This window comes from Pseudomonas sp. SDO52101_S400 (genome assembly GCF_054071635.1).
The window spans coordinates 1-12,740 of the sequence record NZ_JBSVWF010000028.1 but is presented as its reverse complement, the minus strand read 5'-3'; the positions used below and the strand labels follow the sequence as shown (position 1 = coordinate 12,740).

9 protein-coding genes and 1 tRNA gene are annotated in these 12,740 nt (G+C 55.8%); all 10 read right to left on the bottom strand.

Features of this window, described 5'->3' with window-relative positions; all coding sequences use genetic code 11:
* Positions 1-68 precede the first annotated feature (68 nt).
* The 10 genes from rpsL to ACW9HX_RS15480 all read right to left on the bottom strand — a co-directional run bounded on the left by rpsL (position 69) and on the right by ACW9HX_RS15480 (position 12,632).
* Complete coding sequence (gene rpsL, locus ACW9HX_RS15525) at positions 69-440, bottom strand: 30S ribosomal protein S12 (RefSeq protein WP_003186084.1); 372 nt, start codon at positions 438-440, stop codon at positions 69-71.
* A gap of 215 nt (positions 441-655) precedes the next feature.
* On the bottom strand, positions 656-4,855 hold the full coding sequence (gene rpoC / locus ACW9HX_RS15520) for a DNA-directed RNA polymerase subunit beta' (RefSeq protein WP_375747982.1): 4,200 nt from the start codon (positions 4,853-4,855) through the stop codon (positions 656-658).
* A gap of 63 nt (positions 4,856-4,918) precedes the next feature.
* The gene (gene rpoB, locus ACW9HX_RS15515) at positions 4,919-8,992 is read right to left on the bottom strand and encodes a DNA-directed RNA polymerase subunit beta (protein WP_096823077.1); all 4,074 of its coding nucleotides are present in this window, start codon (positions 8,990-8,992) and stop codon (positions 4,919-4,921) included.
* A gap of 220 nt (positions 8,993-9,212) precedes the next feature.
* The gene (gene rplL, locus ACW9HX_RS15510; protein WP_007957596.1) at positions 9,213-9,578 is read right to left on the bottom strand and encodes a 50S ribosomal protein L7/L12; all 366 of its coding nucleotides are present in this window, start codon (positions 9,576-9,578) and stop codon (positions 9,213-9,215) included.
* A gap of 79 nt (positions 9,579-9,657) precedes the next feature.
* The gene (gene rplJ, locus ACW9HX_RS15505) at positions 9,658-10,158 is read right to left on the bottom strand and encodes a 50S ribosomal protein L10 (RefSeq protein ID WP_457381295.1); all 501 of its coding nucleotides are present in this window, start codon (positions 10,156-10,158) and stop codon (positions 9,658-9,660) included.
* 197 nt (positions 10,159-10,355) lie between these two features.
* Positions 10,356-11,051, bottom strand: a complete 696-nt coding sequence (rplA, locus tag ACW9HX_RS15500) for a 50S ribosomal protein L1 (RefSeq protein WP_003186095.1) — start codon at positions 11,049-11,051, stop codon at positions 10,356-10,358.
* Complete coding sequence (rplK, locus tag ACW9HX_RS15495) at positions 11,051-11,482, bottom strand: 50S ribosomal protein L11 (protein WP_003228756.1); 432 nt, start codon at positions 11,480-11,482, stop codon at positions 11,051-11,053. The genes rplA and rplK overlap by 1 nt, the downstream gene beginning before the upstream one ends.
* A 117-nt stretch (positions 11,483-11,599) precedes the next feature.
* Positions 11,600-12,133: a transcription termination/antitermination protein NusG gene (gene nusG / locus ACW9HX_RS15490; protein ID WP_007957598.1), complete on the bottom strand. Its 534-nt coding sequence runs from the start codon at positions 12,131-12,133 to the stop codon at positions 11,600-11,602.
* A 9-nt stretch (positions 12,134-12,142) separates the two neighbouring features.
* Positions 12,143-12,511: a preprotein translocase subunit SecE gene (gene secE / locus ACW9HX_RS15485; protein WP_007957600.1), complete on the bottom strand. Its 369-nt coding sequence runs from the start codon at positions 12,509-12,511 to the stop codon at positions 12,143-12,145.
* Positions 12,512-12,556: 45 nt separating this feature from the next.
* Positions 12,557-12,632 (bottom strand) — tRNA-Trp (locus ACW9HX_RS15480).
* Positions 12,633-12,740 lie beyond the last annotated feature (108 nt).

The following is a 12,740-nucleotide window of genomic DNA, read 5'->3' as shown; positions in this document are numbered from 1 at the left end:
ATCCAGAGGATGCGCGCCCGACCTTACTCTTATCGACTCAATAAAATGAAAATCTGCAAAACGGCCGATTACTTCGGACGCTTGGTACCGTACTTCGAACGACCCTGGTTACGGCCTTTAACGCCGGAAGTATCCAAGGAGCCGCGAACGGTGTGGTAACGAACACCTGGCAAGTCTTTTACACGACCGCCGCGGATCAGTACCACGCTGTGCTCTTGCAGGTTGTGGCCTTCACCACCGATGTACGAGGAAACCTCGAAACCGTTGGTCAGACGCACACGGCATACTTTACGCAGTGCCGAGTTAGGTTTTTTCGGCGTAGTGGTGTACACACGGGTGCACACGCCACGACGTTGCGGGCAGTTCTGCAGCGCAGGCACGTCGGATTTCTCGACGATACGCTTACGCGGCTGACGTACCAGCTGGTTGATAGTTGCCATCTACTAGCTCCACTGTTGTCTTGCGACGCTATTGTCTTGCAAGAAAAGCAAAATGGCAGGAACGAATTCCCGCCAAATTTAGGGGATCAAGAGTCTAAAGAGGATCTTGTCCCCAGTCAAGGCAAGGCCCCGACCTCCCCGCTCGTCGAACCTCGACAAATTGTCTCGATTCGATGAACGGCTTGATCAGGGCCTTAGCTCATTTTTCGCAGAACTCAGTTACCGCTAGAGTTCAGCGCTTCGGTCAGTGCAGCTTCCACTTCACTGGCGCTTACGCGCAACGGCTTGTCTGCATCACGACGACGCTTGCGCTCGCTGTGATAAGCCAGACCGGTACCGGCCGGGATCAGACGACCCACGACCACGTTTTCTTTCAGGCCGCGCAGGTAATCGCGCTTGCCGGTTACGGCCGCTTCGGTCAGTACGCGGGTGGTTTCCTGGAAGGAAGCCGCCGAGATGAACGATTCGGTCGACAACGACGCCTTGGTGATACCCAGCAGAACGCGGGTGAACTTGGAGACGAACTTGTCTTCCGCATTCAGACGCTCGTTCTCTACCAGAACGTGAGTCAGTTCCATCTGGTCGCCCTTGATGAAGCTGGAGTCGCCGGACTCGGAGATCTCAACTTTACGCAGCATCTGACGCAGGATGGTCTCGATGTGCTTGTCGTTGATCTTCACGCCTTGCAGACGGTAAACGTCCTGGATCTCGTTAACGATGTACTTGGCCAGCGCGCTTACACCCAACAGACGCAGGATGTCGTGCGGATCGCTTGGGCCGTCGGAGATAACTTCGCCGCGGTTTACCTGTTCGCCTTCGAACACGTTCAGGTGACGCCACTTCGGAATCAGCTCTTCGTACGGATCGCTACCGTCGTTCGGAGTGATGACCAGACGGCGCTTGCCCTTGGTCTCTTTACCGAACGCAATGGTGCCGCTGACTTCAGCCAGAATCGACGCCTCTTTCGGACGACGGGCTTCGAACAGGTCGGCAACACGCGGCAGACCACCGGTAATGTCACGGGTTTTCGAAGTTTCTTGCGGGATACGAGCGATAACATCACCGATCGCAATCTTCGCACCGTCCGCAACACCGACCAGGGCGTTGGCTGGCAGGAAGTACTGAGCGATAACGTCAGTGCCTGGCAGCAACAGATCCTTGCCGTTGTCATCGACCATCTTCACCGCAGGACGGATGTCCTTGCCGGCAGCCGGACGGTCTTTGGCATCGAGTACTTCAATGTTGGTCATACCGGTCAATTCGTCAGTCTGACGCTTGATCGTGATGCCTTCTTCCATGCCCACGTAGGTCACGGTACCTTTCATTTCGGTAACGATCGGGTGAGTGTGCGGATCCCACTTGGCCACGATTGCGCCAGCGTCGACCTTGTCACCTTCTTTAACCGAAATCACAGCACCGTACGGCAGCTTGTAACGCTCACGCTCACGACCGAAGTCATCAGCGATTGCCAGCTCACCGGAACGGGACACAGCAACCAGGTTGCCATCCACACGCTCAACGTGTTTCAGGTTGTGCAGACGGACGGTACCGCCATTCTTCACCTGAACGCTGTCGGCTGCGGAAGTACGGCTTGCCGCACCACCGATGTGGAACGTACGCATCGTCAGCTGGGTACCCGGCTCACCGATGGACTGGGCAGCGATAACGCCGACTGCTTCACCGATGTTTACCTGGTGACCACGAGCCAGATCACGGCCGTAGCACTTGGCGCAAATGCCATAGCGGGTTTCGCAGCTGATCGGCGAACGCACGATCACTTCGTCGATGCTGTTCAGCTCGATGAACTCGACCCACTTCTCGTCTACCAGGGTGCCAGCAGGAACGATGACGTCCTCGGTACCCGGCTTGAATACGTCACGGGCAATGACACGACCCAATACGCGCTCACCCAACGGCTCTACAACGTCACCGCCTTCAATGTGCGGAGTCATCAGCAGACCGTGTTCGGTGCCGCAATCGATCTCGGTCACGACCAGATCCTGCGCCACGTCTACCAGACGACGAGTCAGGTAACCGGAGTTCGCAGTTTTCAACGCGGTATCCGCCAGACCTTTACGAGCACCGTGAGTCGAGATGAAGTACTGGAGTACGCTCAAACCTTCACGGAAGTTCGCAGTAATCGGCGTTTCAATGATGGAACCGTCCGGCTTGGCCATCAGACCACGCATACCGGCCAGCTGACGAATCTGTGCTGCGGAACCCCGCGCACCCGAGTCAGCCATCATGTACATCGAGTTGAACGATTCTTGCTCGACTTCGACGCCGTGACGGTCGATGACTTTCTCTTTCGAGAGGTTGGCCATCATCGCCTTGGAGACTTCGTCGTTCGCTTTCGACCAAAGGTCGATCACTTTGTTGTACTTCTCGCCCTGGGTTACCAGGCCCGATGCGTACTGGCTTTCGATTTCTTTCACTTCGTCGGTGGCAGCACCGATGATGCGGGCTTTTTCATCCGGGATAACGAAGTCGTTAACACCGATGGAAACGCCGGAAATGGTCGAGTAGGCAAAACCGGTGTACATCAACTGGTCAGCGAAGATCACGGTCTCTTTCAGACCAACCACGCGGTAGCACTGGTTGATCAGCTTGGAGATCGCCTTCTTCTTCATCGGCAGGTTGACGACGTCGAACGACAGACCTTTTGGCACAACCTGGAACAGCAGCGCACGGCCGACAGTGGTGTCGACGATACGGGTGTTGTTCACGCTGTTGCCGTCACGATCGTTCACGGTTTCGTTGATACGAACCTTGATCTTGGCGTGCAGCGCAGCCTCGCCGGCGCGGAATACGCGGTCAACTTCCTGCAGATCCGCGAACACACGACCTTCGCCCTTGGCGTTGATCGCTTCACGAGTCATGTAGTACAGACCCAATACAACGTCCTGCGACGGAACGATGATTGGCTCACCGTTGGCTGGCGACAGAATGTTGTTGGTCGACATCATCAACGCACGCGCTTCGAGCTGGGCTTCCAGCGTCAGCGGTACGTGCACGGCCATTTGGTCGCCGTCGAAGTCGGCGTTGTACGCGGCGCAGACCAGCGGGTGCAGCTGGATAGCCTTACCTTCGATCAGTACCGGTTCAAACGCCTGGATACCCAGACGGTGAAGGGTCGGTGCACGGTTGAGAAGAACCGGGTGTTCGCGAATCACTTCAGCGAGAACGTCCCAAACCTCTGGCAGCTCACGCTCGACCATTTTCTTGGCCGCTTTGATGGTGGTCGCCAGACCACGCATTTCCAGCTTGCCGAAAATGAACGGCTTGAACAGCTCGAGAGCCATCTTCTTCGGCAGACCGCACTGGTGCAGACGCAGGGTCGGACCTACGGTAATTACCGAACGACCGGAGTAGTCAACACGCTTACCGAGCAAGTTCTGACGGAAACGACCTTGCTTACCCTTGATCATGTCAGCCAGGGATTTCAGAGGACGCTTGTTCGAACCGGTGATAGCGCGGCCACGACGACCGTTGTCGAGCAGTGCGTCGACAGCTTCCTGCAACATACGCTTTTCGTTGCGCACGATAATGTCCGGAGCGGACAGATCCAGCAGGCGCTTCAAACGGTTGTTACGGTTGATCACTCGACGATACAGATCGTTGAGGTCGGAAGTCGCGAAACGACCGCCATCCAGTGGAACCAGTGGACGCAGATCTGGCGGCAGAACCGGCAGAACGGTCAGCACCATCCACTCTGGCAGGTTGCCGGAACCCTGGAAGGCTTCCATCAACTTCAGACGCTTGGACAGCTTCTTGATCTTGGTCTCGGAGTTGGTTTGCGGAATTTCTTCACGCAGACGGCCAATCTCGTGTTCCAGATCGATAGCGTGCAGCAGTTCACGGACAGCTTCAGCACCCATGCGGGCGTCGAAATCGTCACCGAACTCTTCCAGCGCTTCGAAGTACTGCTCGTCGTTCAGCAGCTGACCTTTTTCAAGAGTGGTCATGCCCGGATCGATAACGACATAGCTCTCGAAGTAGAGAACGCGTTCGATATCACGCAGGGTCATGTCCATCAGCAGGCCGATACGGGACGGCAGCGATTTCAGGAACCAGATGTGGGCAACCGGCGAAGCCAGTTCGATGTGCGCCATGCGCTCACGACGAACCTTGGCCAGTGCAACTTCAACGCCGCACTTCTCGCAGATCACACCACGGTGCTTCAAGCGCTTGTACTTACCGCACAGGCACTCGTAATCCTTTACCGGGCCAAAGATCTTGGCGCAGAACAGACCGTCACGCTCAGGTTTGAACGTACGGTAGTTGATGGTTTCCGGCTTTTTAACTTCACCGAACGACCACGAGCGGATCATCTCAGGCGAGGCCAATCCGATACGGATGGCGTCGAACTCTTCGACTTGACCCTGGTTTTTCAGCAAATTCAGTAGGTCTTTCAAGGCCTTTCCTCCTGGCGGAGCAGAGAGCGGGCAATCCTGCCCCGCTCTCGATCGCGTCACGTGTTATTCGGTTTCCAGATCGATATCGATGCCGAGGGAACGAATTTCCTTGATCAACACGTTGAAGGACTCGGGCATGCCCGGCTCCATACGGTGATCGCCGTCCACGATGTTTTTGTACATCTTGGTCCGGCCGTTCACATCGTCCGACTTCACTGTGAGCATTTCTTGCAGAGTGTAAGCAGCACCGTATGCTTCCAGTGCCCAGACCTCCATCTCCCCGAAACGCTGACCACCGAACTGCGCCTTACCACCCAGCGGCTGCTGGGTAACCAGGCTGTACGAACCGGTAGAACGCGCGTGCATCTTGTCGTCTACCAAGTGGTTCAGCTTCAGCATGTACATGTAGCCAACGGTAACTGGACGCTCGAACTTGTTGCCGGTACGGCCGTCGGTCAGCTGCATCTGGCCGCTTTCTGGCAGGTCTGCCAGTTTCAGCATGGCCTTGATTTCGCTTTCCTTGGCACCGTCGAACACTGGAGTGGCCATTGGAACACCGCCACGCAGGTTCTTCGCCAGATCCAGGATTTCCTGATCGGAGAAGCTGTCCAGATCTTCGTTACGACCGCCGATCTGGTTGTAGATCTCGTCCAGGAAGGTACGCAGTTCAGCGACCTTACGCTGCTCTTCGACCATCCGGTTGATCTTCTCGCCCAGACCTTTGGCCGCGAGGCCCAGGTGGGTTTCAAGGATCTGACCAACGTTCATACGCGAAGGTACGCCCAGTGGGTTGAGGACGACGTCGACCGGGGTGCCATTGGCATCGTGCGGCATGTCTTCAACCGGCATGATCACGGAGACCACACCTTTGTTACCGTGACGACCGGCCATCTTGTCGCCCGGCTGGATGCGACGACGGATTGCCAGGTAAACCTTGACGATCTTCAGCACGCCTGGAGCCAGGTCATCGCCCTGCTGCAGTTTGCGCTTCTTGTCTTCGAACTTGTCGTCCAGCAGACGGCGACGATCAACGATGTAGGCCTGAGCCTTCTCGAGCTGCTCGTTCAGAGCATCTTCAGCCATGCGCAGTTTGAACCACTGACCATGCTCAAGACCATCGAGTACTTCGTCGGTGATGTCCTGACCTTTCTTCAGGCCCGCGCCGCCCTCAGCCTTGTGGCCTACCAGAGCGGAACGCAGACGCTCGAAGGTCGCGCCTTCAACGATGCGGAACTCTTCGTTCAGATCCTTGCGGATCTCGTCCAGCTGGGTCTTCTCGATCGACAGGGCACGAGCATCACGCTCAACGCCGTCACGAGTGAAGACCTGTACGTCGATGACAGTACCCTTGGTACCGGTTGGTACACGCAGGGAAGTGTCTTTAACGTCGCTGGCTTTTTCACCGAAGATCGCGCGCAGCAGTTTTTCTTCCGGAGTCAGTTGGGTCTCGCCTTTCGGAGTGACCTTACCTACCAGGATGTCGCCTGCGCCAACTTCAGCACCTACGTAAACGATACCGGCTTCGTCCAGCTTGTTCAGTGCAGCTTCACCCACGTTCGGGATGTCCGCAGTGATTTCCTCTGGGCCAAGCTTGGTGTCACGAGCCACACAGGTCAGTTCCTGAATGTGGATCGTGGTGAAGCGATCTTCCTGAACCACGCGCTCGGACAGGCAGATGGAGTCTTCGAAGTTGAAGCCGTTCCATGCCATGAACGCGATACGCATGTTCTGACCCAGAGCCAGTTCACCCATATCGGTGGACGGGCCGTCGGCCATGATGTCGCTACGCTGAACGCGATCACCCTTGCTCACCAGCGGACGCTGGTTGATGCAGGTGTTCTGGTTCGAGCGGGTGTATTTGGTCAGGTTGTAGATGTCGACACCAGCTTCACCGGTTTCAACTTCGTCATCGGCAACACGAACCACGATACGGCTTGCATCAACGGAGTCGATCACGCCGCCACGACGAGCCACGACGCAAACGCCGGAGTCGCGAGCCACGTTACGCTCCATGCCGGTACCTACCAGCGGCTTGTCAGCGCGCAGAGTTGGTACAGCCTGACGCTGCATGTTCGAACCCATCAACGCACGGTTGGCGTCGTCGTGCTCGAGGAACGGAATCAGCGACGCTGCAACCGAAACTACCTGCTTCGGCGAAACGTCCATCAAGGTGACTTCTTCAGGCGCCTTGACAGTGAATTCGTTCAGGTGACGTACGGCTACCAGTTCGTCGATCAGGACTTTCTGGTCGTTCATGGTCGCCGAAGCCTGCGCGATCACGTGATCGGCTTCTTCAATAGCGGACAGGAACACGATCTCGTCGGTGACCACACCCTCTTTCACCACACGGTACGGGCTCTCGAGGAAGCCGTACTGGTTGGTGCGAGCGTAAGCAGCCAGGGAGTTGATCAGACCGATGTTCGGACCTTCCGGCGTTTCAATCGGGCAGACACGACCGTAGTGAGTCGGGTGTACGTCACGAACTTCGAAGCCCGCGCGCTCACGAGTCAGACCGCCAGGGCCGAGTGCAGAGACACGACGCTTGTGGGTAATCTCGGACAGCGGGTTGTTCTGGTCCATGAACTGCGACAGCTGGCTGGAACCGAAGAACTCTTTGACCGCCGCTGCCACTGGCTTGGCGTTGATCAGGTCTTGCGGCATCAGGCCTTCGCTTTCTGCCATCGACAGACGCTCTTTGACCGCACGCTCTACACGTACCAAGCCAACGCGGAACTGGTTCTCGGCCATTTCGCCTACGCAGCGAACACGGCGGTTACCCAGGTGGTCGATGTCGTCGACGATGCCTTTACCGTTACGGATGTCGACCAGAGTCTTCAGTACCGCGACGATGTCTTCCTTGCACAGCACGCCCGAACCTTCGATCTCGGTACGACCGATACGACGGTTGAACTTCATCCGGCCGACCGCAGACAGGTCATAACGCTCAGGGCTGAAGAACAGGTTGTTGAACAGGGTTTCGGCAGCGTCTTTGGTTGGCGGCTCGCCTGGACGCATCATGCGATAGATTTCGACCAGCGCTTCCAATTGGTTGCTGGTGGAGTCGATCTTCAGAGTGTCGGAGACGAACGGACCGCAGTCGATATCGTTGGTGTACAGCGTTTCGATGCGAACGACGCCGGCCTTGGCGATTTTCGCCAGGACTTCAGTCGACAGCTCGGTGTTGCACTCTGCCAGGATTTCGCCGGTAGCCGGATGCACGATGACCTTGGCGGTAGTGCGACCCAGGACGTAGTCCAGAGGCACGTCGAGTTCTTTGATCCCGGCTTTTTCCAGCTGGTTGATGTGACGGGCAGTAATACGACGACCCTGCTCGACAATCACCTTGCCTTTGTCGTCCTGAATATCGAGAACAGCAACTTCACCGCGCAGACGCTGAGGTACCAGCTCCAGGCTCAGGGTCTCGCCCTTAACGTGGAATACGTTGGTGGTGTAGAAAGCGTCCAGCACTTCTTCGGTGGTATAGCCGAGCGCGCGCAGCAGTACCGAAGCCGGCAGCTTGCGACGACGGTCGATACGTACGAATACGCAGTCCTTAGGGTCGAACTCGAAGTCGAGCCACGAACCGCGGTAAGGAATGATGCGCGCGGAGTACAGCAGTTTACCGGAGCTGTGTGTCTTGCCACGGTCGTGGTCGAAGAACACGCCCGGGGAGCGGTGCAACTGGGAAACGATCACACGCTCGGTACCGTTGATTACGAAGGTACCGTTCTCAGTCATCAGGGGGATTTCACCCATGTAGACTTCTTGCTCTTTGATGTCCTTGATCGCTTTGTTCGACGATTCTTTGTCGAAAATGATCAGGCGCACTTTTACCCGCAAAGGTACGGCGAAAGTTACACCGCGCAATACGCATTCTTTGACATCAAATGCCGGTTCGCCCAGGCGATAACCGACGTACTCCAGCGCAGCATTGCCGGAGTAGCTGATGATCGGGAAAACGGATTTGAAGGCCGCATGCAGGCCCACGTCGCGGAACTGATCTTTAGTCGCTCCCGCTTGCAAGAATTCACGATACGAATCCAGCTGGATGGCCAGGAGGTAAGGCACATCCATGACGTCCGGCAACTTGCTAAAGTCCTTGCGGATACGTTTTTTCTCAGTATATGAGTAAGCCATCAGCGTTCCCCAGCTTGGTCACCTGCTTGTTTGGCCCCTCCCGACGGGAGCAGCCAGAAAATCGTGCAAACCCCATGGTTTGCTCCATCACATCGGATGGTTACAGCTCGTAATTGGCGCCGACCGAGTCGGCTGCCAATAACGGAAAAAGGCCGGTGGCAAGAGCCACCAGCCATCAGCCTGTCGCTTGACGCTCGGGCTGGAGGAGCAAAGTCGATGCTTACTTCAGCTCGACTTTAGCGCCTGCTTCTTCCAGCTTCTTCTTAGCGTCTTCAGCAGCTTCTTTCGAAACGCCTTCAGCTACAACCTGAGGAGCGCCGTCGACTTTCTCTTTGGCTTCTTTCAGGCCCAGACCGGTCAGTTCACGAACTGCCTTGATCACGTTTACTTTCTTCTCGCCGGCTTCAACCAGAACAACGTTGAACTCGGTTTGCTCTTCAACAACAGCGGCAGCAGCAGCTGGACCAGCAGCAGCAACAGCAGCGGTCACGCCGAAGGTTTCTTCCATTGCTTTGATCAGCTCAACAACTTCCAGAACGGTTTTCTGGCCGATTGCTTCGATGATTTGTTCGTTAGTCAGAGACATGACTCAATTCCTGATTTGGTGGACAGCCTGTACGGCCGTCGAAATAAACAAAAATACGCGAGAGTGGAAACGCTCAGCCTCAGGCTGCAGCTGCTTCTTTCTGATCGCGAATTGCCGCCAGAGTACGAGCCAGCTTGCTGGTAGCGCCTTGAATCACGCTCATCAGTTTCGCAATAGCTTCGTCGCGAGTTGGCAGGCTTGCCAGCACGTCGATCTCATTCGCTGCGAGGAACTTGCCCTCGAACGAAGCTGCCTTGATCTCGAACTTATCCTGACCCTTGGCAAATTCCTTGAACAGACGAGCAGCAGCGCCCGGGTGTTCGTTGGAGAATGCGATCAGGGTCGGGCCGGTGAACACGTCGTTGAGCACATCGTACTGAGTGCCAGCAACAGCGCGCTTGAGCAGGGTGTTACGTACAACGCGTACGTAAACGCCAGCTTCACGAGCCTCTTTACGGAGTCCGGTCATTGCGCCTACTGTTACGCCACGGGCATCAACCACGACAGCGGACAGAGCGACTTTGGCAGCCTCGTTGACTTCAGCGACGATGGCCTTCTTGTCTTCGAGATTAATTGCCACGGGTTTAACTCCTGCTTGTTACCGTTTCATTCGATCGAAACCGAATGTCGTTTTGGTGTCTGATTCGGTAAGGAACCGGGAGCACCATCTGCGTAGGCTTGAGGTTTAAGGCTTGCGCCGCCTACGGTCTTGGATAGCCCCCGCCAGGCAGGGACCCCAATCTTTCGATTGGCACGAAAACTCGTGCCAATTTTGTCTTACGCGTCCAGCGAGCTCTGGTCGATGACCAGACCTGGGCCCATAGTGGTGCTCAGGGTAACGCGCTTGACGTAGATACCTTTCGAGGAAGCTGGCTTGATACGCTTCAGATCAGCGATCAGGGCTTCAACGTTTTCCTTCAGCTTGACGGCATCGAAGCCGATCTTGCCAACGGAAGTGTGGATGATGCCGTTTTTGTCGGTGCGATAACGAACCTGACCAGCCTTGGCGTTTTTAACCGCGGTGGCTACGTCTGGAGTTACGGTGCCGACTTTCGGGTTAGGCATCAGACCACGTGGACCGAGGATTTGACCCAGTTGACCTACAACGCGCATTGCATCCGGGGATGCGATCACTACGTCATAGTTCAGGTCGCCGCCTTTCATTTCGGCAGCCAGGTCGTCCATACCTACACGGTCAGCGCCGGCAGCCAGAGCGGCCTCAGCAGCTGGACCCTGGGTGAACACAGCAACGCGAACGGTCTTGCCAGTGCCGTGTGGCAGCACAGTAGCGCTACGAACGACCTGGTCGGATTTACGCGGGTCTACGCCCAGGTTTACAGCAACGTCAAACGACTCGCTGAACTTGACAGTCGACAGCTCGGCCAGCAGTGCAGCGGCGTCTACAAAGTTGTAGGCCTTGCCTGCTTCGATTTTGCCGGCGATAGCCTTTTGACGCTTGGTCAGCTTAGCCATTACACACCCTCCACGTTAAGGCCCATGCTACGAGCAGAACCGGCGATAGTACGCACGGCTGCATCCATATCAGCTGCAGTCAGATCCGCGTTTTTGGTTTTCGCGATTTCTTCCAGCTGAGCACGGGTAACAGTGCCAACCTTAACGGTGTTCGGACGAGCGGAACCGCTGGTCAGACCGGCCGCCTTCTTCAGCAGAACCGAAGCAGGGGTGGATTTGGTTTCGAAAGTGAAGCTACGGTCGCTGTAGACAGTGATGATCACTGGAGTCGGCAGACCAGCTTCCAGACCCTGGGTACGGGCGTTGAAAGCTTTGCAGAATTCCATGATGTTCACGCCGTGCTGACCCAGAGCAGGACCAACAGGTGGACTTGGGTTAGCCTGAGCGGCCTTCACTTGCAGCTTGATGTAAGCGGTAATCTTCTTGGCCATGAGGCACTCCAATTACGGGTTCGATCGCCTCGAAAGGCTCCCCGGTTACTTGCGCGTTTATCCCAGTGACGACAAAACCCCACAGCCTAGGGCTGCGGGGTTGGGATGCTTGCCCAGTTAGACCTTTTCGACCTGACTGAACTCCAACTCTACCGGAGTAGAGCGACCGAAAATGAGCACTGCCACTTGGATCCGGCTCTTTTCGTAGTTAACTTCTTCAACAACACCGTTAAAATCAGCGAAAGGACCGTCATTGACACGAACGGTTTCGCCTGGCTCAAACAACGTCTTCGGCTTCGGCTTGTCGCTACCGTCAGCAACGCGACGCAGAATCGCCTCTGCTTCTTTATCAGTGATTGGCGCAGGCTTATCAGCAGTACCGCCGATAAAGCCCATCACCCGAGGAGTATCCTTGACCAAGTGCCAAGTACCCTCATTCATATCCATCTGAACCAGCACATAACCAGGGAAGAACTTACGCTCGCTTTTGCGCTTCTGGCCATTACGCATTTCAACCACTTCTTCAGTGGGAACCAGAATTTCGCCGAAGCCATCTTCCATGCCAGCCAGCTTTACGCGCTCAATCAGCGAGCGCATTACATGCTTCTCGTAACCCGAGTAAGCATGCACAACGTACCAACGCTTAGCCACGGGACACCCTTAGCCGACAATCAAGGAAACAAGCCAGCCGAGCAGGGAATCAAGCCCCCACAACAGCAACGCCATAACCAGAACAACAGCCACCACAATCAACGTGGTCTGCGTGGTTTCTTGGCGAGTTGGCCATACGACTTTACGAATCTCGGTACGAGCTTCCTTAACCAGTACAAAGAAAGACTTGCCCTTGGCAGTCTGCAGGCCTACAAAGGCAGCTACAGCAGCAATCACAAGCAATGCGAGTACACGATACAGGATCGGCGAAGCAGCGTAATACTGATTACCTACAACGCCAACAATCACCAAAGCGACCACTACAAGCCACTTAAGCAGATCGAAGCGAGAGCCTTGAGCTTCAGCCTTAGGAGTCATCTATGAAGATCCTGTGAAAAGAAAGCCAGATACACCGAGTGAATCTGGCAGGTCAGGAGGGAATCGAACCCCCAACCTACGGTTTTGGAGACCGTCGCTCTGCCAATTGAGCTACTGACCTAAAACAAAATCAGGCCGACCATTATGCCGGCCTGAAAAATACATTACAACTACTTACTCGATGATTTTGGCTACGACGCCAGCGCCGACGGTACGACCGCCTTCACGG